This window comes from Sphingomonas sp. AP28 (assembly GCF_056680455.1).
In genome coordinates, this window is sequence record NZ_CM155283.1 from 3248237 (window position 1) to 3272593 (window position 24357).

Here is a 24357-nt window from a genome sequence, read left to right on the forward strand (position 1 = left end):
GGGCACCAATCACTCACCGTCATCCTGACGAAAGTCAGGACCCAGAGCAACGGACGTCCACCTTTGTCACCCTGGGTCCTGACTTTCGTCAGGATGACGACAATGCCCTCAAGCCATCCAACTCGTCAGCGTCTCACCCTTGGCCTTGCGCACCATCGCCTGCAGCAGCCGCACTAGATGCACCACCAACGAGATCGCGGTCCACGCCGCCACCCCGACGATCCCCCAATCCGGCCGTGTCACCACCAGCCCCGCGAACAAAATCACCATGTTCGGATTGCGCCGCGCGGTGATCAGCCGGAACCAGCTGTCGAACCGCTCCCACACATGGATGTGCATCCCGAACCGGACGATGAACGCCCCCTCGATCAGCCGCTGCGCGACATAGCCGAACAGCATCGTCCCGATCACCGCCCAGAACACGCCGTCCTCGAGTGGCCGCCCGTACGGCGCGCAGCCGGCTGCCCAGGCCCACCACCAGAACGGGGGATGCACCAGATCGACCCCGTGGTCCCACGCATTCCCCAGCTTCGACGAGGTGATCGTGCACCGCGCGAGCTTCCCATCGACGGTGTCGAGCACCATGAAGAACAACCCGGTGCCGAGCCCGGTCCAGAACGAGCCATACCAGAACGCTACCGTCGCGACGATGCACAGCACCGATCCGAGCGCAGTCACCTGGTTGGGCGTGATCCCGGCGCGCGCGCAGACCCGTGTGATCGCCAGCGCCCATTCCGGCCACAGATACTTGGTCAGCAGGTCGGTGACGCCCTTGTACGCGCCGACATAGCTCGCCCGCTCGATCGCCGGCACCGCGGCGGGGGTCAGCAATTCGGCGAACGGGCGTTCGCGCTTGCGCAACGCCTCGTTGAAGATGCCTTCCTCGGTTTCGGCGGCGATCACCGTCAGCCCGGTCACCAGCGGCGCCTCGCCGAGCATCGCCGCGGTCATCCGCGCGCGCTCGTCGGCATCCCGGACATGCGCGAGCACGGGCACGCCGGTACGAGTCACGACGGTACCCGGCCGCGTCTTCAGATACGCGATCCACATCGGGTCGAACGCATAGGCGAGGTTGGCGAGGATCACCGGCCCGGTGTCGCCGTCGCCATCGGTGGCCAGACCCTGCGCGACGCCGATCCGCCGGATCCGCTCGGCATTGGTCATGCCCCAGAGCAGCGTGTCGTTCGCCCGGACGGTCCGGAGCGCTGGCGTAGGGGCTGTCGAATCTACCATGCCGCACCCGTTACCCGATCTGGTCGTGAAAGCGAGAGGGGGGTGGGGCGAGAGTGTACGGCGAAGGAGAGGGCGCTACCCAAGTCCACCACCCCGGCGGAGGCCGGGGCCCAGTTGGAATGTCCGGAGTAACTGCGCGCAGTCCGTCGTTAGCGAAGTCCCCCAACTGGGCCCCGGCCTCCGCCGGGGCGGTGCAGTTATCGAATGGGCGTGGCCCCCAACACTCGAACAATCTCTCCCGCCGCTCTCGCCGCGCCACCCTCGACCGCCCCCAGCGACCGCCCGGCAAACTCCGCCTGAACCGCCGCATACTCCGCATGCCGCAAAGCCGAGCGATCCACCGCCGCCACGACATCCGCAACGTCGCCAACCACCTCCCCACAAGCCCACATCGCGTAGTTCGGATCGCCCTCCCAGGCGGCACCCCCCGCATTGAGGAACACGCAAGGCCGCGGCCGCATCAGGAATTCGATCACCTGGCTCGACGTGTCGCCCAGATACACGTCCGCCACGCCGGTATAGCTTCCATCGACCATCGCGAACCCGTCGATGTCGCAGTGCACATGCGGCAACCCCTCGATCTCGCGCATCAATTCCGCCACCTCGGGCGCGCGCTCGACCAGTCGCTGGTGCGGCGCGAAGATCAGATTGTAGCGCCCGTCCGCGACGATCCGCCGCACCACCTCCGCCCCCCAGCGCCACCACGACGAGCGATGCTCCTGCCAGTGCGGCGTATACAGCACGACCGGCCGCATATCCGCGAACGGCGGCGCGGCGTGCGTCCGGTGCGTGAAGTCAGCCTTTACATAGCCGGTCGCGACGAACCGCTCGGGCGCAAACTCGCGGTCGAGATAGGTCTGCCGCTCCAGTTCGCTCGGCACCAGAGTCAACGCCGCCGCCCGCCGCCGCCGATCGTCGCGCGCGCTCATCGAGCCGACTCCGTGCGACGTCTTCACGAACTTCGCGCGCATCGGGAACAGCCGCGGCAGCCACAGGCTCGTCTGCTCGGCACACACGACGACCGCCGCGCTGCGCAGATAGGGAAGCAGTCGCACCAGCATCGGCATCTTCGCCGGCAGCACCGGATTGCGCCCGGTCCCATCGTCGGCAACCGCGCGAAACCCCGGTGCTCGCCGGACCCGCACATTAGGGAAGCGCGCCGTCCACCGCGTCAGCAACGTCTCGTGCACCGACGTGCTCACCCAAAGCTCGATCGGCACGTCCGACTTCGCAGCGAGCGCCTCGACGATCGGATACAGATGCGGAATCAGCAGCGTCTCGCCGAGAAACAGGAACGCGACTTTCCGCGTCATGACCCCGAAGCGCCGCCCGCAGGCGCGTCATGGTCATGCTGCCACAGCGCGATGTCTTCCGGCCGGTCGATCTCCTGCCAGCGGACATCGCTCCCGATTCGCACCGCGCGGACGCCGACGGTCTCCGCGACGCGGCGGACGACCGCGTGATGATAGGCGTGGATGCCGTCGTCCTCGCCGATCACCGCGCGCAACGCCTCGGCATAGACGCCGCCGCCGGTCGAGACGATCAGCCCGAGCGATCGATCGGTCGCCTGGTGCCCGACCAGATGCTTGCCGACCGCGACGACAGCGTCGCCGTCCGCCTCGACCAGCATGTCATCGAGCCCCGGCGTCACCAGCGGCTCGATGACCAGTTTCACACCCGATCCGGAATCGGCAAGCGCGGCGCGCAAAATCGCCGCATCGAACAGCGTGTCGCCGTTCATCAATGCAAACGGCTCTTCGAGAAATCCGCGCGATGCCCACACGCTACCGATGCTGTTGGCGATCGCCCAGAACGGGTTGAACACGAGTTCGGTGGGTACGCCGCCTTCGCGCGCCGCCAGATGCGCCGCGACCTGCTCGATCCGGTAGCCGCCGACGATCACCGCCCCCTCGAACCCGGCATCCGCCACCGCATCCAGCTGATGATCCAAGATCGCGCGGCCACCGACCTGCACGAGGCATTTCGGCGTCGTCAGCGTCAACGGCAGCAGCCGTGATCCGTGACCGGCAGCAAGGATGATGGCCTTCATGGGCGCGGACTTACGCACGAAGTGTGGCAGGAAAAAAGCTGCCATGTATCGCGCGATCATGCTGCACTGCAGCGGAACTCGCATGCCCACCCGGCCGTTGCGCTCAAATGCGCATGTTCAGATCGCTCCACATACCCCCCGAATGGGTCTGGCTGGAGAGCGTCGCCGTCGTCTCGGCGGCCGTCCTCGTCGCGCTGGTCGCGCATTGGCTGACGATGCGGATCGGCGGCCACGCCCAGCGTCGCTCGACCGCCAAGACCGACGGCCTCGTTCTTGCCCGCGTGCGCCGCCCGCTGCGCGCGGTGTTCGTCTCGGTCGCGGTCGCGTTCGTCTCGCGGATCCTGCCGATGGACAACGACATCGAGGATTTGTGGAAACAGCTGCTCGGCTTCCTCGTCCCCGGGTTGCTCGGCTGGCTCGCGGTCGCGGCGCTCCGCGCATTTCAGGACGTCATCGAGATCCGCGCGGACATCTCGGTCGAGGACAATCTCCGCGCCCGCCGCAAGCGCACGCGGGCGGCGATCCTTGGGCGGATAGGCACGTTTTTCATCATCTTCGTCAGCGTCTGCCTGATGTTGCTCAGCGTCCCAGGCATTCGCTCGATCGGCGTCACGCTGATGGCGTCGGCCGGTATCGCCGGCCTCGTCGTCGGTGCCGCCGCACAGCCGGCGCTGAAGAACCTGATCGCGGGCGTGCAGATGGCGTTCACCGAGCCGATCCGGATCGACGACGTGCTGATCGTCGACGGCGAATGGGGGCGGGTCGAGCAGATCAACCTGACATTCGTGGTCATCAAGATCTGGGACGAACGCCGCCTTGTCGTGCCGGTGTCGAAGTTCCTCGAACAGAGCTTCCAGAACTGGACGCGCGAGACGAGCCAGCTGATGGGCTCGGTGTTCTGGTATCTCGATCCGTCCGCAGACGTGCCGCAGCTGCGCGAGAAACTGGGCGAGATCGTCACGTCGAACCCGCGCTGGGACAAGAGGTTCTACAACCTCCAGGTGACCGACGTGAAGACCGACTGCATCGAACTGCGTGGGCTGATGACCGCCAAGGACGCCGCGATCGCGTTCGACCTGCGGTGTGACGTGCGCGAGGCGTTGCTGAAGTATATCCGCGAGGAAATGCCTGAGGCTATCCCCCGCAACCGCCTGCTGATGGCGCCGGACCCGGTGGGTCGAGCCTAACTTCCCCCCTCCCTGGAAGGGAGGGGCCGGGGGTGGGTTGGCTTCCGCAAATTCTCAGGCGTATTGGCTGAAACTGGCCGACCCACCCCCCAACCCCTCCCTTCCAGGGAGGGGGGCAAGAAGTTAGGCTCCCCCCTATTCAAGGCGCCAAGACGTCAGGCCTCGACGTGCTCCGGCACCGCCTCGAGCGCCGTAATAAACAGCTCGCACCACCACATAACGTCCTCCTTCCGCACGTTGTCGATCAGCTTCTCCCACCGCGCTTTCCGCTCGGCGAGAGGCATCTTCAGCGCCCGGTCGATCGCGTCGGACATTTCCTCGGGGCTGTACGGATTGACCAGCACCGCGTCCTTCAGCTGCGTCGCCGCGCCCGCGAAGTGGGACAGCACCAGCACGCCCGGATCCTCGGGATCCTGCGCCGCGACATATTCCTTCGCGACCAGGTTCATCCCATCGCGCAACGGCGTCACCAACCCGACGCGCGCCGCGCGGTAGATCCCGGCCAGCACATCCCGCGGAAAACCCTGGTTGACGTAGCGGATCGGCGTCCAGTCGATGTCCGAATATTCGCCGTTGATCCGCCCCGACATCGAATCGAGGTTCGCGCGGATCTCCTGGTACGTGTCGACCTTCTCGCGCGAAGGCGGCGCGATCTGGAGCATGTAGACCAGCCCACGCCGATCCGGATGCGACCCGAGGAAGCGCTCGTACCCAGCAAACCGCTCGGCGAGACCCTTCGAATAATCGAGCCGGTCGACCCCGACGATGAGGCTGCGCCCGGTCGCGGACATGTACATCCGCTCCTTGGCATGCCGCGCGGCGTCGCTGTTCGCCGACTTCTCGAAGTCCGCGGTCTCGATCCCGATCGGCGTCGTGATCGCCTTGATCGTGCGGTCACCGACCGTCACCCAGCCATCTTCGCCGACCACGCCGTCCAGCTGGCTGGTGACGTAATGCAGGAAGCTGTCGAGCCAGTCCTGCGTCTGGAACCCGACCACGTCGTACGCGAACATCGATTCGACGAGCGCGCGATGGCTCGGCAGCGACAGTAGCATCGCCATCGGCGGCCACGGGATATGGAGGAAGAACCCGATCTTGTTCTCGACGCCGAGCTTGCGCAGTTCCTGGCCGAGCGGGACGTGGTGGTAATCGTGGACCCACACCAGATCCTCGGGTTCGATCAACGGCAGCACCGTCTCCGCGAACCGCTTGTTTACGCGAGCATAGCCGCTCGAGAAGTCGCGCTCGAACTCGGTCAGGTCGATCCGGTAATGGAACAGCGGCCATAAGGTCCGGTTCGCATAGCCGTTATAATATTCGTCGAAATCCTGCTCTTCGAGGTCGATCGTCGCGGTAGTGACGCCCTTGCCCTGCTGGAAATTGATGTGGCCGGTAAAGGTCTCGGTGGTCGAGCCCGACCAGCCGAACCACACGCCGCCCTTTTCGCGGAGTGCCGCGAGCAACGCGACGGCAAGGCCACCCTGGTTGCCCGAAGGCGCATCGACCGACTGGACGCGGTTCGAGATGACGACGAGGCGGCTCATCGGACGGCACTCCACGGCTTGCTGAGCAGGACCGCGCAGTTGATCAGCCCCACCAGCGAATAGGTTTGCGGATAATTGCCCCACAGCTCCCCGGTGTTCGGGTCGATATCCTCCGACAGCAGCCCGGCAGGTGTCCGCCGCGCGACCATCTCGCAGAACAGCGCGCGTGCGTCGGCAGTGCGGCCGGTCGCATGCAATGCCTCGATCAGCCAGAAGGTGCAGACGTTGAACGCGGTGTGCGGCAGGCCGAAATCATCCTCGGTCGCATAGCGCAGCATGTGGCTGCCGCGCCTGAGACCCTCTTCGACCGCCTTCAGCGTCGACTGGAACCGCGGATCGTCGGGCGCGAAGAAGCGCAGGTCGAGCAGCTGGATCAGGCTCGCATCAAGATCATCGCCACCGAACGTCGCCGAGATACGCTGCGTATCCTCGCGCCACGCCGATTGCTCGATCGTCGTACGGATCGTGTTGGCGCGCTCCTCCCAGAACGTCCGGCGATCCTCGAGCCCGAGAACCTCCGCAGCATTGGCCAGCCGGTCGCACGCCGCCCAGCACATCGCCGCCGAATAGGTGTGGACGTGCGCCTTGGTCCGCAATTCCCAAAGCCCCGCGTCGGGCTTGTCGTACGTCTCCCACGCACGGTCGCCGACCAGCTCGAGGCTCTTGAAGTCCTCCTCGCTCGACATCCGGAACAGCCGCTTGTCGAAGAACGCCTGGACGTCGGACAGGATGATCTGGCCGTACGCGTCGTGCTGGATCTGCTCGTACGCCTGGTTTCCGACACGCACCGGACCCATGCCGCGATAGCCGGGCAGGTCGCTCTCGATCCGCTCGATCAGCGTCGCCTCGCCGCCGACGCCGTAGAGCGGCTGGACGTGCCCCCCCTTCGATGCGTCGACGATGTTGCGCAGATATTCGAGATAGCCTTCGAGCACGTCGAGCGCACCCAGCCGGTTCAGCGCCTGCACGGTATAATAGGCGTCGCGGATCCAGCAGTAGCGATAGTCCCAGTTGCGCTCCGACCCCTCATGCTCGGGGATCGAGGTGGTGAGCGCGGCGACGATCGCACCGGTCTCCTCGTGCTGGCACAGCTTCAGCGTGATCGCGGCGCGGATGACGACGTCCTGCCACTCGACCGGCGTCGCGAGTCCGCGCACCCAGTGGCGCCACTCGTCCTTGGTCCGCGACAGCATCGCCTCGGCGGCCTCGTGCAGCACGCCCGCGAAGCTCTCGTCGGGGCCGAGGAACAGGTGCATCTGGCGCTCGAGCCGGAACCAGTTCTCGCCGACGATATGCCCGACCGGCGCATCGGTGGTCAGCCGCAGCGTCTGGTCGTCCATCAGGAAACGGATGTGGTTCGAACCCTGCGTGTGCTCGGTCGGCTTCCCCCAGTTCGTCGCGACCCGCATCCGAACGCGAATGCGCGGCGAGCCAGCCACGGGCTTGACGATCCGGACGAAGCTGGTCGGGCGATAGGTGCGGCCTTCGCGCACGAAGCGCGGGCAGAAATCGATCACCTCGACCGCGTTGCCCGCCTCGTCCTCGTGCCGCGTCACCAGAATCGGCGTGTTGCGAATATAGGCCTGCGTGGTTTTCGCCCCGCCCTCCAGTTCGATCGCCCAGAACCCGGTCTTGGGCGCATCGCCACCGAGCAGCGCGCAGAACGCCGGGTCGCCATCGACGCGAGGCACGCAGCCCCAGACGAACGTGCCGGTCCTGTCGATCAGCGCGGAGACCTGGCAATTGCCGATCGGCCACAGGTTCATGTCGGCTTTTTGGGTGGGTGCGGTCATCGTGTTTCCAACGTGGGTGTTTTCAATATGGCAGCAATCCAGTCGCGAAGTGCGGCAACGTCGTTCAGGCGGTAGGTGGCGGCGGTAGGCCGTTGCTCGCCGATCAGCACGCCCGCCCCGCCAAGGTCGCGCGCGGCCTCGAACCCGTCCTCGTCGGTAACGTCGTCGCCGAAGAAATACGGCACGCTGCCCGCCATCGCCGGGGCATCGATCAGTTTGCGAAGCGCTGCACCCTTGTCGCCGGGGGTGCGCAGCTCGACCATCATCTTGCCGCGCTGAAGCGTGAGGCCGTGGGTGACGGCGAGGTCTTCGGCGAGGCGAACCGCGGCGGGTTCGAAGTCCGGCGCCATCCGGTAGTGCAACCCGGCGCCAAGGCTCTTGGCTTCGTAGACGAGGCCGTTGGCGTCGGCGAAGTTACGGAACGAGTCGGAGGCGGCTTCGAGCGAGGCAGGGCGCTTGGCGGCGACGTGGCCGTCGTCGGGCGTGCGTGTCTCGGCGCCGTGGCTGCCCGCGACCGCGAACAAATGCGCGTGGCGGCCGAGCATCGCGTCGAGCTGCGCGATCGAGCGCCCGCTGATGATCGCGACGCGACCGGGGAAGCGCTCGGCGAGCGTATCGAGCGTATCGAGCAGGACCTGGCTCACCACGACCGCATCCGGCGTCGCGGCAAGATCAACCAGCGTCCCGTCGAAATCGAAGAAAAGGCTCACGGCGTCGGGCACGGCGTAGGGCAAGGTGGGGGGCGGCGCGAGGATATCAGTCGCGGGCTGGCGTTCGGCTAGCATCATCCCTGAACCCCTAGCGCCACCGCTCCGTTCCGCTGCACTGCAAAATTGGAACGGGTGCGGTTCGAATTTTGGGATGGGTGAGGGGGCGGTGGGCTTGATTAGCGCGACCACCCTTCCTGTTCTCCCGCGAACGCGGGAGCCCAGGATCCAGCAGCGCAGCGCCCGTAACCCTGGCCCCCCGCCTCCGCAGGGGAACAAGAAAGAGGCGGACCCTGATTTTCCCATCGCATCCTACCACCCCGGCGAAGGCCGGGGCCCAGTTGGGGGACGGCAATGAAGCATGTTGCGCGATATCACCTCAGACGTTCCAACTGGGCCCCGGCCTCCGCCGAGGAGGTGCTAAAGGATGCACATCTCACTCCATTTCAGGCCTGCAAACCTTGTTTCCCCGCGAAGGCGGGGACCCAGACTGGGCTCCCGCCTTCGCGGGAGAACAAGTAGCGGGGGGTGGCCCACGCTAAACAGCGCACACACATCCCATCGGGATAGCAGCCGAGCAAGTCCGCGGCGCCGGCGCTAGATGAAGCCACACCCCTCCAATCCACCCCACCTGCGACACCTCGCGACACAAAACCGCTGGACTAGCCCCAGCCGCTTGGTCATGCCTGCCGTCCATGTCCCGCGTCCGCGCCCTCCTCATCGCACCCGTCTCCGCGGCCGTCCTGCTAGCCGGCTGCACCGTCGGCCCGGACTACCAACCCAAGGCAGCGGCAGAGCTGGGCGTCCCCGACGCCTATTCGGTCACCCCCGTCACCAGCCCCGAAGACCTCACCCGCTGGTGGCAGAAGTTCGACGACCCCGTCCTCGGCCAGCTCGTCGAGCAGGCCGCCGCCGCCAACCTCGACATCGCGCAATCCGTCGCCCGCCTCCGCCAGGCCCGCGAAAGCCTGCTCCAGAACCGTGCGTCGCTGCTTCCGACGGTCAACGGCTCGGCGGGGTATCAGCGCAACGAGAACGTCCGTGGCGGCGGGCGCTCGTTCACGCTCCCAGACGGCACGGTCGTCGATACCGGCGGCGGCGGTGCCAACAGCTTCACGCTCGGCGCCAGCGCCAGCTATCAGGTCGGCGTCTTCGGCGAGATCCGCCGCACCGTCGAGGCCAGCCGCGCCGACTATGCCGCGTCGGGCTACGACTACGCCACCGTGCTGATCTCGGTCGAAAGCGAGGTCGCGCGCAACTACGTGCTCGCCCGCTCGTACCAGCAGCAACTCGCCAACGCCCGCGCCTCGCTCGCGATCCAGGACGACAATCTCGAGATCGCCGGCTTCCGCGTCCAGGCCGGGCTCGTCTCCAGCGTCGACGCCGAACAGGCGCGGGCCCAGCGCGCGCAGACCGCCGCGACGATCCCGAGCCTCGACCAGCAATATGCCGCTGCCGTCGCGCGTATCGGCGTGCTGACCGCGCAGGCGCCCGGCGCGCTCCGGGCGATGATGGCGCCCGTGAAGGCGATCCCGACCGGTCCCGCCGCGGTCGGCGTCGGCATTCCCGGCGACACGTTGCGCCAGCGTCCCGACATTCGCTCCGCCGAACGCGCGCTCGCCGCCGCCACCGCGCGGATCGGCGTCGCCAAGGCGCAGCTCTATCCCGCGCTCGCGATCACCGGCAACCTGAACACCAACGCGACCTCGATCGGCAACATCGGCGACGCGATCACCGGCAGCCTCTTCGCCGGCCTGACCCAGGCGATCTTCAACGGCGGGCGGTTGCGAAGCCAGGTCCGCACGAGCGAAGCCGCCGCCGACGGCGCGCTCGCGCTCTACAAGTCCACCGTCCTCACCGCGCTCGAAGATGTCGAGAACGCCGTCGTCGCGCTCCAGACCGCGCAGGAACGCGAGCGACAGTTCGCGATCGCGCTCGACGCGTCGAACAATTCCGCGATCCTCAGCCGCAGCCAGTACCGCACCGGCCTCACCGACTTCACCACGCTCAACCAGCAGGAAACCGCGCTCCTGTCCGCGCGCAACGGCGCCACGCAGGCGCGCGCCGACGCGGCCACCGCGTTGATCGCACTCTATGCCGCACTCGGCGGCGGCTGGGACTCCACCGTGATCCCGCAAGCGCCCATATCCAATCCAGAGGCACGCTGATGGCCGACGCATCGATCGACGACTTCCTCGGCGTGAAGCCGCAGGCCCCCTGGAAACGCTACGTAAAGTGGGTCGTGATCGCGGTCGGCGTGGTCCTGCTGTGCCTCCTGCTCGCCAAGTGCTTCGGCGCGAAGGAGCAGACGCAATATTCGACGCAGGCGGCCCAGCGCGGCAACCTGACCGTCAGCGTTTCGGCAACCGGCAAGCTCGCCCCGACCACGCAGGTCACGGTCGGCTCGCAGCTGTCGGGCCTCGTCACCAAGGTCGTCGTCGACGTCAACGACCGCGTCACGGCGGGCCAGCCGCTCGCGCTGATCGACCCCGAACAGCTCGACGACCAGATCCGCCAGACCAGCGCCCAGCTCGCGGCGAACCAGGCGCAGGTGGCGCAGGCACAGGCCACCGTCGCCGAATCGCGCGCGCAGTTGAATCGCCTCGAAGAGGTCTCGCGCCTGTCGGGCGGTCGCGTGCCGTCGAAGACCGAGCTCCAGACCGGTCGCGCCGATTACGCGCGCGCCGTCGCGGCGCAGAAGGTCGCCGAAGCCAACGTCGTCGCCAGCCGCGCGCTCCTCGCGCAGAACCAGACGCAGCGGGCGCGTGCAATCATCCGCTCGCCCGTCACCGGCGTCGTGCTCGCGCGCCAGATCGATCCCGGCCAGACCGTCGCGTCCTCGTTCAACACCCCGACGCTGTTCGTGATCGCCGAAGACCTCACCAAGATGAAGCTCGAGGTCGCGATCGACGAAGCCGACGTGGGCGAGGTCAAGATCGGCCAGAAGGCCAGCTTCACCGTCGATGCGTTCCCAGGCCAGACCTTCCCCGCGACGATCAGCCGCGTCGATCTCGGTTCGAACCTGACGGTCAGTTCGGCCACCTCGTCGACCTCGACCACCGCGACCTCGACCACCGGGCAGGTCGTCTCGTACGCGGCCGACCTGACGGTGGGCAATCAGTCGCTGACGCTGCGCCCCGGCATGACCGCGACCGCGGACATCGTCACGTCGGACAAGCGCAACGTCCTGCTCGTCCCCAACGCCGCGTTGCGCTTCAAGCCGACCGCGGCGTCCGGCGATGCAGGCGGCGGTATCGCCGGCTCGCTGACCTTCCGTCCGCGCCGTGGCGGTGGTGCGGAGCGCACCGCGACGGTCGCTCGCGGCGCGCAGCAGACGATCTACGTCAAGGGCGCGGACGGCACGCCGCAGCCCGTGCAGATCACCACCGGCGACACCAACGGCACGATGACCGAAGTCCTGTCGGGCAATCTCCAACCCGGCGCGCAGGTCATTACCGGCCAGTTGGCGAGCGGCGGCGACGATGCCAAGCGCAGCGGCGGCCCACGCCGCTCAGGCGGCGCCAGCAAGGGTGGGGGCGGTGGCCAGTAACGCGCCGCTCACCGCCGAACCGCTCATCTCCCTGCGCGGCGTCACCAAGACGTACGGGCAGGGCGCGACGATGTTCCAGGCGCTCAAGGGCGTCGACCTCGACATCGCGGCCGGCGATTTCGTCGCGGTGATGGGGCCGTCGGGGTCAGGCAAGTCGACGACGATGAACATCCTCGGCTGTCTCGACGTGCCCAGCGACGGCACCTTCCTGTTCCGCGGCCACCACGTCGAGACGCTCGACCGCGACCAGCGCGCGCTGCTCCGCCGAAAATATCTCGGCTTCGTGTTCCAGGGCTTTAACCTCCTTTCGCGCACCTCCGCGCTGGAGAATGTCGAACTCCCCTTGCTCTACCGCGGCGACGAAAAGCGCGCGCGTAGGGATGCCGCGATGGCGAGCCTCGACACCGTCGGCCTCGCGGACTGGTGGGACCACACCCCGGCCGAACTGTCCGGCGGCCAGCAACAGCGCGTCGCGATCGCCCGCGCGTTGGTCACGAGTCCCGACGTGCTGCTCGCCGACGAGCCCACCGGCAATCTCGACAGCGAACGCTCGGTCGAGATCATGCAGCTGCTCACGCGGTTGAACGCGGAAAAGAACATCACGGTCCTGATGGTCACGCACGAACCCGACATGGCCGCCTTCGCCAGGACGGTGGTCCACTTCAAGGATGGCCTGGTAGAACGCATCGAAAGCCAGCACCGCCAAGGTGAGAGGGTGGACTCGTGAGCGCCCTTTCTTCCCCCCTCCCGCAAGCGGGAGGGGCCGGGGGTGGGCACGCGCTCACCTCGAACGCAACGCCAGCCGTAGCTCCGGCGCGCGCTTCGACCGCTGCGTTTGCCGAACCCGCGAGCCCACCCCCCAACCCCCTCCCGCAAGCGGGCGGGGGAGCAGAAGTCTCGCGCGGGGAAGAAAGCTAATGTTCGGCACCACCCTCGTCCTCGCGCTCCGCTCGATCCGCCGCCACCTCCTGCGGTCGTTCCTCACCATCCTCGGCATCGTCATCGGCGTCGGCGCGGTCGTGACGATGGTCACGCTCGGCAAGGCGACCACCGCCGCCGTCCAGCAGTCGATCTCCACGCTCGGCACCAACATCCTGCAAGTCCGCCCCGGCCAGGGCTTCGGTCGTGGCGGCGGGGGCCCGCGTCCGCCCGACTTCAAGCCCGAGGACGTCGCCGCGATCGCCAACCAGATCGCCGGCGTCACCGCGGTCGCGCCGCAAGCCAGCGCCACTGCCACCGCGATCTACGAAGGCGCCAACTGGTCGACCACGATCAACGGCACCACCGACGCCATCTTCCAGGTCCAGCCATGGCCGCTCGCCGCGGGCCGCCGCTGGACGCCGGTCGAGGAAAGCGCCGGTGCCGCGGTCTGCATCATCGGCAATACCGTCTCGAAAAACCTGTTCCCCGGCGGCGATCCGGTCGGCCACCGGTTCCGTATCGGACCGATCAGCTGCGACGTGATCGGCGTGCTGACCACGCGCGGCCAGGCCGGGTTCGGCGGCGATCAGGACGACACCGTGGTCATGCCGATCAAGGCGGTCCAGCGGCGCTTCACCGGCAACCGCGATATCCGCCTGATGCTGGTCGGCGTCGACGAGCGTTTCTCGACCAGCACCGTCCAGGCCGGGATCACCGACCTGCTCCGCGAACGTCGCACCATCACCGGCGACAAGCCCGACGACTTCAACATCTTCGACACCAAGCAGATTTCGGACACGCTAACCGGTACCACGACCCTGCTCACGGGCATCGTCGCCGCGGTAGCCGGGATCAGCCTGGTGGTCGGCGGGATCGGCATCATGAATATCATGCTGGTGTCGGTGACCGAGCGCACGCGCGAGATCGGCATCCGCCTCGCGATCGGCGCGGTCGCGCGCGAGGTGCTGCTGCAGTTCCTCGTTGAAGCCATCGCGCTGTCGTGCCTCGGCGGTGTCATCGGGCTGATCGTCGCGCAGGCCGCGATCGCGATCATCGCGCCGCTGATCAAGGTTCAGTGGCTGTTCGTGCCCGAGATCAACATCTTCGCGTTCGCGATCTCCGCAGTGATCGGCGTCGTCTTCGGCTATTTCCCCGCACGGCGTGCCGCGGCGATGAACCCTATCGACGCGTTAAGGCACGAGTGATCGCCGCCTCGGGATCACGGACCAGCGCCTGCAGCCGGTCGAGATCCTCGGGCGTGTCGATATCGATCAGTTCGGCCGGCGCGGTGACGACGTGCCGCCCCGCCTGCACCAGATCGCGCGCGCCGGCATCGCCGTCAAGCGTCAGCAGGAAATCGAACCGCTCGCGCCCGAACAGGGCAGGGGGGCTCGGCTTCTCGCCATCGCTCGACGCGACCACCGCGTCGGCGCTGTCGGCGGCATCGAGCATCCGGTAGATATGCGCCGCGGTCACGCGCGGCATGTCCGCCAGCGCGATCAGCACCGCCTCCGCGCCCTCGTCCTTGGCGCACTGCACGCCGAGCTTCACCGACTGCGACATCCCCGACGACGGATCGTCGTTATGCACCACCTCGAAATGATGGCTGATGAAGTCGAGCTTGCAGCCATCGGTGACCACCAGCCGGCGCTTGAACGGAATGTTCTCGAACGCGGTAACGACGTGCATCCCGAGCGGCTTGTTGAGGAACGGCACCTCGAGCTTGTTGGGGATGCCGAACCGCTCCGAGCGCCCGGCCGCGAGGAGGATGAGGAAGACGTTTTCAGCGGCGATCATTGAACGCTCCTATCATCGCCGCGGCCACCGATAGCGCGATTTCCGAGGGTCCGATCGCACCGATGTCGAGCCCGACCGGCGCGTCGATCCGGTCGATGTTCTCCGCCGTAACGCCCTCCGAAGCAAGCCGCTCGCGCCGCGCCGCGTGGCTCTTGCGGCTGCCGAGCGCGCCGACATACGCGGCATCGGACGCGAGCGCCGCGATCAGCGCCGGGTCGTCGATCTTGATGTCGTGGCTCAGCGTCACGACAGCGGTCGACGGACCGGGGCGGAGCGCGGCAATCGCCTCGTCCGGCCAGCGGTCGTCGAGCGTCACGCCCGGAAACCGCTCCTCGGTCAGGAACCGCGCCCGCGGATCGATCACGACGGTTTCGATCCCGAGCTCACGCGCGAGGCCCGCCAAGGCCTGCGCGATCTGCACCGCGCCGACGATCAGCAACCGGCGCGGTGGATCGTAGCGGTTGACGAACACCTCGCCGGTCTCCAGCGGGCGCGCGTCGCTGTGTCCGGTCGCGAGATCGGTCGTCACGGTCAGCGCATCGCCCTGGTCGCGCGCATCGGCGATCCGGTCGAACAGTTCCGGATCGAACCCCTCGGCCGACACCGGCTGCACCATTACCGCGATCTCGCCGCCGCACGGCAGCCCGACCTCCCACGCCGCCGCATCCGCCACGCCGTAGTTGCGCACCTGGAACGGCGCCCCCGCGATCACCTCGGCGGCGGTAGCGAGAATATCGCTCTCGACGCAGCCGCCGGAGACGGATCCCTCGAACCGCCCATCGGCATGGACGAGCATATGGCTCCCCTTGGGCCGAGGCGCGGATCCCCAGGTCGAGACGACCGTGGCGATCGCCATCTTCTCGCCCTTCCAGGTCTTCGCAGCAGCGAGCACGCTATCGTTTTCGGCCATGTTGTCTCTCTTCTCGTTCTCCCGCGAAGGCGGGAGCCCAGGAGCCACGAACGCTCCGTTTGGTATCCTGGCCCCCCGCCTGCGCGGGGGAACAGCTCTTATAGGGAGGGTAGTCCAGCCAGCAGCTTGTCGAGCGTCACCGGAAAGTCCCGAACTCGCACCCCCGTCGCGTTGTAGATCGCATTCGCCACCGCAGCCCCCGCGCCGGAAATCCCGAGCTCCCCAACGCCCTTCGCCCCAACCGGGTTCGCGGAATCGTCGATGTCCTCGATGAAATGCACTTCGAGCTGCGGAATGTCGGCATTCACCGCGACATGATACTCGCCGAAATCGGGGTTCACGAACGCCCCGGTCCGCGTATCAACGATGCCCTCTTCGCTGAGGGCATAGGCGATCCCCCACGCCATCCCGCCCGTAATCTGGCTCGTCGCGGTCTTGCGATTGAGCACGCGGCCGACGTCGAACACGCCCAGCATCCGCCGCACGCGCGTCTCGCCCGTCACCGCATTCACCGCGACCTCGACGAAGTGCGCGCCGTGGCTCGCCTGGCTGGTGCGCTTACTCTCGGCACCCGGCCTGGTCTTGCCCATCGCCACGATCGGCTCACCGCGCACCAGATCGGCAAGCTTCACCGATCGTCCGCCCGCGCTCACGCAGCCGTCGTGCAGGCTCAGTTCCTCTGGCGCAGCGTTCATCCGCAACGCCAGTTCGCCAAGGATATCCTCGCATGCCAGCACCACCGCCGAACATGCGCTGCCCGCGCCGAACGACCCGCCCGACCCCGCGCTCGGCGGGAAGTCGGTATCGCCGAGCCGCACATTGACCTCGGCGACCGGCAGCCCAAGCATCTCGCCGGCGGTCTGCGCGAGGATGGTGTACGTCCCCGTGCCGATGTCGGTCATGTCGCACTCGACCGTCGCGCGGCCATCCGCCTCCAGCCGCACGCGCGCCTGCGCCTCGACGGTGAAATTGCCGCGCAGGCTCGCCGCCATGCCGATCCCGACCAGCCACTCGCCGTCGCGCACCGACCCCGGCGCCGGCACCGTGTCCGGCCATCCGAACCGCTTGGCACCTTGCGTGTAGCAATCAAGCATCCGCCGCGTGGAGAACGGTTTGCCGCTTACCGGATCGGTCTCGGGCTCGTTGCGCCGCCGCAGCTCGATCGGGTCGATCCCGAGCTGCTCGGCCAGCTCGTCCATCGCGCACTCGACGCCGAACGTCCCGACCGCCTCGCCCGGCGCACGCACCGCACCGCTCGCCGGCAGGTCGACGCGGACAAGGTCGGTCTTGAAGCGCCGCGCGTCGCCCCGGTACAGCGGCAGCGTCCCGAACGGCACCGGCTCGAGAAACTCGCCATCGTCGTTCTGTGCGACGACGCTCTCATGCCCCATGCCGAGGATGACGCCGTGCTCGTCGGCGGCAATGCGGATGCGCTGCGTCGTGTGCGAGCGGTGATGCACCATATACGCAGTCTGGCGACGGGGGAGGGCGACCTTCACCGGCCGCCCAACGACCTCCGCCGCGATCGCCGCGAGGATCGTTTCCGGACCCACACCGGTCTTGCCCCCGAACCCGCCGCCGACATACGGCGCCAGCACGCGCACCTTGTCCGCATCGATCTTAAGCGCTTTCGCGATCGTCTTGCGCGCGCCGCCGATCACCTGGTTGCTCGACCGCACGGTGAGCTTGTCGCCCTCCCACCACGCGGTGGTGGCATGAGGCTCCAGCGCGGCGGGGAAATGCACGGGGGTCGTGTAGGTCCGGTCGAACGTCACCGCCGCGTCCGCCATCACCGCGTCCGCCATCACCGCGTCGAGATCGCCGTTGTCGATCGGCGGCAGGAAGCCGATCTTCGGAGCGGTATCGACCGGCTGCGCCTCGACGTCGAACCGATCCTCGCCCGCCTCGGTGCGAACCACGACCAGCGCCGCGGCATCGCGCGCGATCGCCTGGTCCTCCGCGACGACGATCGCGACCGGCTGGCCGAGGTGGAGAATGACGTCGGTATCGAACAGCGGCATCGCGCGCGAGTTGGACTCGCCGGCAGGCATGCGCGCGTCGTTATGGATGACAGCAATGACGCCAGGCAACGTCTCGGCGGCACTCACGTCGATGCCGAGGATGCGCCCGCTGCCAACTGGCGTGCCGACGATCGCGGCATAGGCGATGCCGTCGGGTGTGCCCTCATACGCATAATCCGCAACGCCGGTGACCTTAGCCGGCCCCTCGATCCGGTCGAGCCCAAGCCCGAGGACGCCCTGCTTCGCGCGGTCGAGCCCACCCGGCCGAAACGCCGCATCCATCACGTGTTCGTTCATTCTGCGGTCCTCGGGTGGAGGGAAGGATATGGGTAGGGCGGGGACGTTTGACGAGGGTTGAGAGTGAGACGCCCTCTACCTCGCCGCCACCCCGGCGAAGGCCGGGGCCCAGTTGGAAAGGTCTCGATAACGGAGGACGATCCTTCGTTATCTTAGTCCCCCAACTGGGCCCCGGCCTTCGCCGGGGTGGTACCTGTCTATGGTATCGTCAGCCCTCAAACAGCCGGCAACTGATCCAGCAACTTGTCCAGCGTAATCGGGAACTCGCGCACCCGGATGCCGGTCGCATTAAACACCGCGTTCGCCACCGCAGCACCCGCACCCGAGATTCCCAGCTCACCGATCCCCTTCGCATGGATCGGGTTCGCATGGATGTCGCGCTCGTCGACGAAGTGGACATCCATCTGCGGTACGTCCGCATTGGCCGGCACGTGATATTCGCCGAGATCGTGGTTCACCAGCTTGCCGGTCCGCGTGTCGTGGACGAGGTCCTCGGTCAGCGCGGTGCCGATCCCGAAGGTCATCCCGCCGAGGCACTGCGACCGCGCGGTCTTCGCATTGAGCACGCGCCCCGCCGCGAACGACCCGAGCATCCGCCGCACCCGCGTCTCGCCAGTGATCACGTTGACCGCGACCTCGGCGAAATGCGCACCGAACCCAGCCTGCGACGTCTCCTTCTCCTGCTTGCCCGGCTTGATGTGCCCGGTAGCCTCGAGACCCTTGCCGACCAGCTCGCCGATCGGCGTCGAGCGGTTGTCGCCGATCGCGTTGCCGTCCTTGAGCGTCAGGCCGTCCTCGTCGACGCCCGCCGCCTTGGCGAGCTTCCCGCGCAGCATCTCGCACGCGAGATACACCGCGGTCCCGGACGACGCCGCACCCCACGAACCGCCCGAACCCGCCGCCGGAGGATCGTTGGTATCACCCAGCGACATCGTGATGTTCTCGACCGGAATCCCGAGGATCTCCGACGCGATCTGTGCCAGGATCGTGTAGCTGCCGGTGCCTATATCGGTCATCGCCGACGACACCGTCGCCGAGCCGTCCGGGTGGATCTCGACCTTGGCGGACGATTCCATCATCATGTTGCCGCGCACCGCCGAAGCGACGCCCATGCCGATCAGCCACTCGCCCTCGCGCCGCGTGCCGGCCTTCTGGCGCTTGTCCCAACCGAACTTCTTCGCACCCTCGTCGAGCGCACGCGTCAGGTTGCGCGACGAATAGGGTACGTCCTTTTCGGGGTCGATCTTCGGATCGTTGCGCTTGCGCAGCTCGATCGGATCCATCTGGAGCTTCTCGGCCAGCTCGTCCATCGCGCCTTCCAGCGCGAGCATCCCGACGGCTTCGCCCGGCGCGCGCATCGAACCCGACAGCACGAAGTTCACATCGACCACCTCATGCGTGATCAGCCGGTTCTCACCGCCGTACAGCAGATGCGTGCCGATCCCGGCCGGCTCGAAATAATCCTCGGTCGGCTGGTTCGATGTCAGCGTCTCGTGACCGATCGCCGACAGCTTGCCGTCCGCATCCGCCGCCAGCCGCACGCGCTGCTCGGTATTCGACCGCCGCACGGTTGCCTCGAACACCTGCGGCCGCGACATCACCGCCTTGACCGGACGGCCAAGCTGCTTCGCCGCGATCGCCGCCGCGACGCTCTCGGGTGCGATGCCGAGCTTCGATCCGAACCCGCCGCCGATATAGCGCGCGATGATACGCACCTTCTTCTCGGACAGCCCCAGCGACTTCGCCAGCTGCTGCGCGTCCGACGTCGGCATCTGGTACGCGCCGTACAGCGACAGCGAACCGTCCTCTTCCCATACCGCGGTCGAGGCATGCGGCTCCATCGCCGCCGAATTCTGGCTCGGCGTGACATAGGTCGAATCGATCGTCACCGCCGCCTCGGCCATCGCCTTGTCGACGTCGCCCTGCTTGAAGTGCGCAGGCGTCGCGTCGTCCGGCGGCGTCCGCGTCTCGTCGCGGTGCGCGGCGAAGTCGTACTGACCCTCGGCTTCGTCATATTCGATAGGCAGCCGCGCCGCGGCATCGCGCGCGACTTCGAAGCTCTCGGCGAGCACGATCGCGACGATCTGGCCGAAGAACGCGATGTCCTTCACGCCCTGCGTCGGGGCGTCGGTCGCGCCGCCCTGCGCAGAGACGCGGATGAACTGGTCGAAATCGGTGACGACGTCGATCACGCCGGGGATCGCCTTCACGGCATCGACGTCGATCGAAACGACCTTGCCCGCCGAGATCTTCGTGCCGACCAGCACGCCGTACGCCATGTTGGCGAACTGGTATTCCGCGGCATAGGTCGCCGTGCCGGTGACCTTCAGCGGACCGTCGATCCGGTCGAGCGGCTTGCCGATGACGCCCTGGACGCCCGTATCCAGAAGACTGTCCGGATGCGGCTTGTCCATCGTCAGGCTGTTCGTAGTGCCAAGACCAAACATGCTTATGCTCCCGTGACGTTGCGCAGCGTCGCGATCAGCGTGCGACGGGCGAGGGGGATCTTGAAGTCGTTCGAGCCATAGCCCTTGGCGTCGGCCAGCAGCGCGGTCGCCGCCGCCTCGAACACGGCATCGGACGGCGCCTTGCCGACCAGAGCCGCCTCGACCGCCGGGTTGCGCCAAGGCATCGGGCCGAGCCCGCCGAACGCGAGCGAGGCCGACGCGATCACGCCGTCCTGCACGTCGACGATCGCCGCCACCGAAACGAGCGCGAACGCATACGATGCACGATCGCGCACCTTGCGATATTCCTGCTTGCCCTTGACCGGTGCCGGCAGCTCGATGTGCGTGATCAGTTCACCCGCTTCGAGCGCGTTCTCGATCTGCGGCGTGTCGCCCGGCAGGCGATAGAAGTCGTGGATCGAGATCCGCCGACGATCGCCATCCGCCTTCAACGTCACGATCGTCGCGTCGAGCGCACGCATCGCCACCGCCATGTCGCTCGGGTGCGTCGCGATGCAATGCTCGCTCGTCCCCAGCACGGCAAGAATGCGGTTGAAGCCACCAATCGCCGAACAGCCGCTGCCCGGCTCGCGCTTGTTGCACGCCGCCGCGGTATCATAGAAATAATAGCACCGCGTCCGCTGGAGCAAATTGCCTCCGGTCGACGCCTTGTTGCGCAACTGCCCCGAGGCCCCGGCGAGCAATGCGCGGCTCAGCACCTCGTACTTGGCGACGACGCGGCGATCAGCGGCGAGATCGCTGTTCGGCACCAGCGCACCAATCGTCAGCCCGCCATCCTCGCGTTCCTCGATCTTCGCGAGATCGAGCCGCGAGATGTCGACCAGCTTGTCCGGCGTCTCGACCTGCAACTTCATCAGGTCGAGCAGGTTGGTACCGCCCGCGATGAACTTCGCGCCCGCCGTATCGATATCCTTGACCGCAGCCTCGGGCGTAGCGGCCTTCTCGTAGGTGAAGGTCTTCATGCCACCAGCTCCCCGCGCGCGTTGGCTTCCATCGCGGCGTCCTTCTCGTCCGCGGTCCGGCCTGCGGGCTCGGCACCACCGACTTCGCGGATCGCATCGACGATGTTCGGATACGCGGCGCAACGGCACAGATTGCCGCTCATCCGCTCGGAAATCTCGGCGTCGTCGAACTTCGGATCGGTCAGGTCGCCCGACGCATGGCTGGCCCAGCCCTTCTTGACCTCGTCGAGCATGCCGACCGCCGAACAGATCTGCCCCGGCGTGCAATAGCCGCACTGGTATCCGTCATGCCGCACGAACGCGTCCTGCAAGGCGTGGAGATTGCCCGGCTGGCCGATGCCCTCGATCGTCGTGATCTCGTCGTCCTGGTGCATCACCGCGAGCGTCAGGCAGGAATTGATGCGGCGCCCGTTGATCAGCACCGTGCACGCGCCGCACTGGCCATGGTCGCAGCCCTTCTTCGACCCCGTCAGCCCGAGATGCTCGCGGCACAGGTCGAGCACCGACGTACGAATATCGGGCTCAGCGTCATATGATTGACCATTGATCGTGAAATGCATGGCGGTGCCCCTGGTTGAATGTGCCGGGAATGTACGGATTTCGAGGACTCAACGCCGATGCGACCGATCGTTTCCTATTGCGACAAGCTCTCACACATCGGTGCGCTGGCGCTCGTCGCGGCAAGCGGGCAAGCTGCGGCGATGACGCCAGCTTCTCCCCGATTGTCGCCCCCGATCGTCATTGCGCATCGTGGCGCAAGCGGGCTCCGGCCCGAGCATACGCTGGCGGCGTATGAGCTCGCGATCGACCAGGGCGCGGACTTCATCGAGCCCGATCTGGTGCCGACCAAGGACGACGTCCTCGTCGCGCGGCACGAGAACAATATCGCGGAGACGACCAACGTCGCCGACCATCCCGAGTTCGCCGCGCGCAAGACCACCAAGACGATCGACGGCCAGACGATGACCGGCTGGTTCGTCGAGGACTTCACGCTCGCAGAACTGAAGACGCTGCGCGCGAAGGAGCGGCTGCCCAAGCTCCGCCCCGCGAACACCGCCTATGACGGCCAGTTCCAGATCCCCACGCTTGCCGAGATCATCGCGCTCGCCAAGCGCCGCACGACCGAGACGGGCCGGACGATCGGCATCTATCCCGAGACCAAGCACCCGACCTATTTCGCCAAGATCGGCCACTCGACCGACGCCAAACTGGTCGCCGAACTGCGCGAGGCCGGCTGGGACTCAGCCAAAGCGCCGGTGTTCATCCAGTCGTTCGAGGTCGCCAACCTCCAGCGCCTCCACAAGATGACCAAAATCCGCCTGATCCAGCTCATGGACGGGGAGGGCGGTCCCGCCGACGGCGCGCAGCCGAGCTACAAGGCGATGATCACGCCCGAGGGCCTGAAGGCGGTCGCCGCCTACGCCTACGGCATCGGCCCGAACAAGAGCATGCTCTGGACCGACGCGACCCCGACCACGCTGGTCGCCGATGCGCACGCGGCCGGCCTGCGGGTCCACCCCTGGACCTACCGCGCCGAAAACTACTTCGAACCCACCCGCTTCCGCCGCGGCACCGACCCCGCGGCACACGGCGACATCGCTGCGGAGATCGACGCAGGCCTTGCACAAGGTATCGACGGTTTCTTCACCGACTTTCCGCTATACGGGGCCCAAGCGCGCGACCGAGCCCAGGGAACCGCGCGTGCAGGAGTAAAGTAAATGCGTAAGGTTCTTCCCGTACTCGCGGTGCTGCCGTTCCTCGTAAGTGGCTGCATCAGCACCGCAACCTCGATCGTGAAGGCACCGTTCCAGGTCGCCGGCAAGGCAGTCGACTGGAGCACGACCAGCCAGGAAGAATCGGACCGCAACTACGGCAAGAAGATGCGCAAGCAGGAAGCCGAAGAGGGCAAGCAGCGCAAGGAACTGGCGAAGCGCTGCAAGAAGGACCCGAGGCGCTCGGAATGCGGCCAGTACCAAGGCTACCGCGCAGGAAACTGAGGGGCATCCCCATACCACCAAAACTACCGCCACCCCGGCGAAGGCCGGGGCCCAGTTGGGGGACGTCGCTAACGACGGACTACGCGCTGTTACCGCTGCCTCCCAACTGGGCCCCGGCCTTCGCCGGGGTAGTGGCTAGTTCAGGTCGCCCTGACTTCCTTGTTCTCCCGCGAAGGCGGGAGCCCAGTCTGACTCCCGCCTTCGCGGGAGAACAAAGCAGCGGGAGAACAAGCTGTGAGGTTCGCGACAGCCCCTAAAACCACCCCATCACAGTAACCGGAAACGGCGTCCACCATCCAACCCGAACCCCCGCAAACCGAAGCGCATCCCCCGTCCACGCATTACACGTCCGCACCGCGCTATACCGCCCGTTAGCCTCGTAAAACGCGTCATACCCGGCATACCCTCGATACCGCGCACCCCCATCGCGAAAGCTCGCCCGGATATACGCCGCCAACCGCCGATACTGCGCCGGCGATAAGACGATCTCCCGAGCCCCATCCCCCGCGCGCGGCCTCGGCAGATGATCGACATGCATCAACGTCCGATCACTCCCGACAGCCGAAGCAACCACGGTTCGCAGCTTCACGTCCGCCCAGGTCGGCGTCTCCAGATAAAAGGTCTTCTCCCCCCACCCGAACGACTCATGATCGAACGCCCCATAGCGCGGATCGCGCAGATCCTCCGCCCGAGCCACCCCGCGCCAGTCCACCCCAGCGGCCACCTTCGGCACGATGATCCCGGTATGCACGCCGTTGCTCTCGACGAAGATATGCACGCCCTCGGCCGGCGCCCGCCAGTCACGATTGCTCGGGATCGATCCGCCGACCAGCCCCGCCACCGCATAGCTCGCAATCACCCCAAACACTGCGGCGACCGCCCATAAAATCGACTTAACCCAACGCGTTTCCGTCTTCATT

The 24357-nt window shown here is 67.0% G+C and carries 20 protein-coding genes; 7 read left to right on the top strand and 13 right to left on the bottom strand.

The features are described from left to right. Window positions 1-108: 108 nt before the first annotated feature. The 3 genes from AC1MH0_RS14830 to AC1MH0_RS14840 form a co-directional block, all read right to left on the bottom strand. Window positions 109-1233 (bottom strand): CDP-alcohol phosphatidyltransferase family protein, encoded by a 1125-nt coding sequence (locus AC1MH0_RS14830; protein ID WP_480963412.1) that lies wholly within the window; start codon window positions 1231-1233, stop codon window positions 109-111. Window positions 1234-1430: 197 nt separating this feature from the next. Further along, window positions 1431-2546, bottom strand: coding sequence for a hypothetical protein (locus AC1MH0_RS14835; protein WP_480963413.1), 1116 nt, complete (start codon window positions 2544-2546; stop codon window positions 1431-1433). Next, window positions 2543-3328, bottom strand: a complete 786-nt coding sequence (locus AC1MH0_RS14840; protein ID WP_480963414.1) for a phosphocholine cytidylyltransferase family protein — start codon at window positions 3326-3328, stop codon at window positions 2543-2545. The genes AC1MH0_RS14835 and AC1MH0_RS14840 overlap by 4 nt, the downstream gene beginning before the upstream one ends. 62 nt (window positions 3329-3390) lie before the next feature. On the opposite strand from AC1MH0_RS14840, the gene AC1MH0_RS14845 reads away from it, so the two are divergent. Beyond that, on the top strand, window positions 3391-4470 hold the full coding sequence (locus tag AC1MH0_RS14845; RefSeq protein ID WP_480963415.1) for a mechanosensitive ion channel family protein: 1080 nt from the start codon (window positions 3391-3393) through the stop codon (window positions 4468-4470). Window positions 4471-4625: 155 nt separating this feature from the next. Here AC1MH0_RS14845 and AC1MH0_RS14850 read toward each other — a convergent pair whose 3' ends face one another. From AC1MH0_RS14850 to otsB, 3 genes are read right to left on the bottom strand one after another with little or no spacing between them, the layout of a single operon-like run. Next, a complete protein-coding gene (locus AC1MH0_RS14850) occupies window positions 4626-6014 on the bottom strand; it encodes an alpha,alpha-trehalose-phosphate synthase (UDP-forming) (RefSeq protein WP_480963416.1) in 1389 nt (462 codons plus the stop codon). Then, on the bottom strand, window positions 6011-7807 hold the full coding sequence (locus tag AC1MH0_RS14855; RefSeq protein WP_480963417.1) for a glycoside hydrolase family 15 protein: 1797 nt from the start codon (window positions 7805-7807) through the stop codon (window positions 6011-6013). The genes AC1MH0_RS14850 and AC1MH0_RS14855 overlap by 4 nt, the downstream gene beginning before the upstream one ends. Further along, window positions 7804-8595 (bottom strand): trehalose-phosphatase, encoded by a 792-nt coding sequence (gene otsB / locus AC1MH0_RS14860; protein WP_480963418.1) that lies wholly within the window; start codon window positions 8593-8595, stop codon window positions 7804-7806. The genes AC1MH0_RS14855 and otsB overlap by 4 nt, the downstream gene beginning before the upstream one ends. 614 nt (window positions 8596-9209) lie before the next feature. On the opposite strand from otsB, the gene AC1MH0_RS14865 reads away from it, so the two are divergent. The 4 genes from AC1MH0_RS14865 (at window position 9210) to AC1MH0_RS14880 (ending at window position 14190) form a co-directional block, all read left to right on the top strand. After that, window positions 9210-10682: an efflux transporter outer membrane subunit gene (locus AC1MH0_RS14865; protein ID WP_480963419.1), complete on the top strand. Its 1473-nt coding sequence runs from the start codon at window positions 9210-9212 to the stop codon at window positions 10680-10682. Then, the gene (locus AC1MH0_RS14870) at window positions 10682-12064 is read left to right on the top strand and encodes an efflux RND transporter periplasmic adaptor subunit (RefSeq protein ID WP_132896869.1); all 1383 of its coding nucleotides are present in this window, start codon (window positions 10682-10684) and stop codon (window positions 12062-12064) included. Before AC1MH0_RS14865 ends, AC1MH0_RS14870 begins: the two co-directional genes overlap by 1 nt. After that, a complete protein-coding gene (locus tag AC1MH0_RS14875) occupies window positions 11997-12791 on the top strand; it encodes an ABC transporter ATP-binding protein (RefSeq protein WP_480963420.1) in 795 nt (264 codons plus the stop codon). The genes AC1MH0_RS14870 and AC1MH0_RS14875 overlap by 68 nt, the downstream gene beginning before the upstream one ends. A gap of 190 nt (window positions 12792-12981) precedes the next feature. Beyond that, complete coding sequence (locus AC1MH0_RS14880; protein WP_480963421.1) at window positions 12982-14190, top strand: ABC transporter permease; 1209 nt, start codon at window positions 12982-12984, stop codon at window positions 14188-14190. Here the strand turns inward: AC1MH0_RS14880 and AC1MH0_RS14885 are convergent. From AC1MH0_RS14885 to AC1MH0_RS14910, 6 genes are all read right to left on the bottom strand, one after another. Further along, window positions 14165-14782: a nucleotidyltransferase family protein gene (locus AC1MH0_RS14885; protein ID WP_480963422.1), complete on the bottom strand. Its 618-nt coding sequence runs from the start codon at window positions 14780-14782 to the stop codon at window positions 14165-14167. The two genes, AC1MH0_RS14880 and AC1MH0_RS14885, sit on opposite strands and share 26 nt — an antisense overlap. Then, complete coding sequence (locus tag AC1MH0_RS14890; protein ID WP_107964075.1) at window positions 14769-15692, bottom strand: XdhC family protein; 924 nt, start codon at window positions 15690-15692, stop codon at window positions 14769-14771. The genes AC1MH0_RS14885 and AC1MH0_RS14890 overlap by 14 nt, the downstream gene beginning before the upstream one ends. A 98-nt stretch (window positions 15693-15790) precedes the next feature. Further along, window positions 15791-18010 carry a molybdopterin cofactor-binding domain-containing protein gene (locus AC1MH0_RS14895; protein ID WP_480963423.1) on the bottom strand — a complete coding sequence of 740 codons (2220 nt, stop codon included), beginning with the start codon at window positions 18008-18010 and terminating at the stop codon, window positions 15791-15793. A gap of 215 nt (window positions 18011-18225) precedes the next feature. Next, complete coding sequence (locus AC1MH0_RS14900; RefSeq protein ID WP_480963424.1) at window positions 18226-20457, bottom strand: xanthine dehydrogenase family protein molybdopterin-binding subunit; 2232 nt, start codon at window positions 20455-20457, stop codon at window positions 18226-18228. A 2-nt stretch (window positions 20458-20459) separates the two neighbouring features. Beyond that, a complete protein-coding gene (locus AC1MH0_RS14905) occupies window positions 20460-21440 on the bottom strand; it encodes an FAD binding domain-containing protein (protein ID WP_480963425.1) in 981 nt (326 codons plus the stop codon). Further along, the gene (locus AC1MH0_RS14910) at window positions 21437-22000 is read right to left on the bottom strand and encodes a 2Fe-2S iron-sulfur cluster-binding protein (protein WP_480963426.1); all 564 of its coding nucleotides are present in this window, start codon (window positions 21998-22000) and stop codon (window positions 21437-21439) included. The genes AC1MH0_RS14905 and AC1MH0_RS14910 overlap by 4 nt, the downstream gene beginning before the upstream one ends. A gap of 141 nt (window positions 22001-22141) precedes the next feature. Here AC1MH0_RS14910 and AC1MH0_RS14915 point away from each other — a divergent pair, with 141 nt between their 5' ends. Continuing rightward, entirely contained in the window at window positions 22142-23158 is a 1017-nt protein-coding gene (locus AC1MH0_RS14915; RefSeq protein ID WP_480965760.1) for a glycerophosphodiester phosphodiesterase, read from the top strand. Further along, window positions 23159-23437, top strand: coding sequence for a hypothetical protein (locus tag AC1MH0_RS14920; protein ID WP_480963427.1), 279 nt, complete (start codon window positions 23159-23161; stop codon window positions 23435-23437). Between the two features lie 253 nt (window positions 23438-23690). Here AC1MH0_RS14920 and AC1MH0_RS14925 read toward each other — a convergent pair whose 3' ends face one another. Continuing rightward, window positions 23691-24356: a TIGR02117 family protein gene (locus AC1MH0_RS14925; protein ID WP_480963428.1), complete on the bottom strand. Its 666-nt coding sequence runs from the start codon at window positions 24354-24356 to the stop codon at window positions 23691-23693. Between the last annotated feature and the right edge of the window lies 1 nt (window position 24357).

What these genes read in the sequence shown, in the direction of transcription:
- AC1MH0_RS14830 (WP_480963412.1), bottom strand. Translation starts at nt 1,233, where the DNA reads ATGGTAGATTCGACAGCCCCTACGCCAGCGCTCCGGACCGTCCGGGCG.
- AC1MH0_RS14835 (WP_480963413.1), bottom strand. Translation starts at nt 2,546, where the DNA reads ATGACGCGGAAAGTCGCGTTCCTGTTTCTCGGCGAGACGCTGCTGATT.
- AC1MH0_RS14840 (WP_480963414.1), bottom strand. Translation starts at nt 3,328, where the DNA reads ATGGCAGCTTTTTTCCTGCCACACTTCGTGCGTAAGTCCGCGCCCATG.
- AC1MH0_RS14845 (WP_480963415.1), top strand. Translation starts at nt 3,391, where the DNA reads ATGCGCATGTTCAGATCGCTCCACATACCCCCCGAATGGGTCTGGCTG.
- AC1MH0_RS14850 (WP_480963416.1), bottom strand. Translation starts at nt 6,014, where the DNA reads ATGAGCCGCCTCGTCGTCATCTCGAACCGCGTCCAGTCGGTCGATGCG.
- AC1MH0_RS14855 (WP_480963417.1), bottom strand. Translation starts at nt 7,807, where the DNA reads ATGACCGCACCCACCCAAAAAGCCGACATGAACCTGTGGCCGATCGGC.
- otsB (WP_480963418.1), bottom strand. Translation starts at nt 8,595, where the DNA reads ATGATGCTAGCCGAACGCCAGCCCGCGACTGATATCCTCGCGCCGCCC.
- AC1MH0_RS14865 (WP_480963419.1), top strand. Translation starts at nt 9,210, where the DNA reads ATGTCCCGCGTCCGCGCCCTCCTCATCGCACCCGTCTCCGCGGCCGTC.
- AC1MH0_RS14870 (WP_132896869.1), top strand. Translation starts at nt 10,682, where the DNA reads ATGGCCGACGCATCGATCGACGACTTCCTCGGCGTGAAGCCGCAGGCC.
- AC1MH0_RS14875 (WP_480963420.1), top strand. Translation starts at nt 11,997, where the DNA reads ATGCCAAGCGCAGCGGCGGCCCACGCCGCTCAGGCGGCGCCAGCAAGG.
- AC1MH0_RS14880 (WP_480963421.1), top strand. Translation starts at nt 12,982, where the DNA reads ATGTTCGGCACCACCCTCGTCCTCGCGCTCCGCTCGATCCGCCGCCAC.
- AC1MH0_RS14885 (WP_480963422.1), bottom strand. Translation starts at nt 14,782, where the DNA reads ATGATCGCCGCTGAAAACGTCTTCCTCATCCTCCTCGCGGCCGGGCGC.
- AC1MH0_RS14890 (WP_107964075.1), bottom strand. Translation starts at nt 15,692, where the DNA reads ATGGCCGAAAACGATAGCGTGCTCGCTGCTGCGAAGACCTGGAAGGGC.
- AC1MH0_RS14895 (WP_480963423.1), bottom strand. Translation starts at nt 18,010, where the DNA reads ATGAACGAACACGTGATGGATGCGGCGTTTCGGCCGGGTGGGCTCGAC.
- AC1MH0_RS14900 (WP_480963424.1), bottom strand. Translation starts at nt 20,457, where the DNA reads ATGTTTGGTCTTGGCACTACGAACAGCCTGACGATGGACAAGCCGCAT.
- AC1MH0_RS14905 (WP_480963425.1), bottom strand. Translation starts at nt 21,440, where the DNA reads ATGAAGACCTTCACCTACGAGAAGGCCGCTACGCCCGAGGCTGCGGTC.
- AC1MH0_RS14910 (WP_480963426.1), bottom strand. Translation starts at nt 22,000, where the DNA reads ATGCATTTCACGATCAATGGTCAATCATATGACGCTGAGCCCGATATT.
- AC1MH0_RS14915 (WP_480965760.1), top strand. Translation starts at nt 22,142, where the DNA reads ATGACGCCAGCTTCTCCCCGATTGTCGCCCCCGATCGTCATTGCGCAT.
- AC1MH0_RS14920 (WP_480963427.1), top strand. Translation starts at nt 23,159, where the DNA reads ATGCGTAAGGTTCTTCCCGTACTCGCGGTGCTGCCGTTCCTCGTAAGT.
- AC1MH0_RS14925 (WP_480963428.1), bottom strand. Translation starts at nt 24,356, where the DNA reads ATGAAGACGGAAACGCGTTGGGTTAAGTCGATTTTATGGGCGGTCGCC.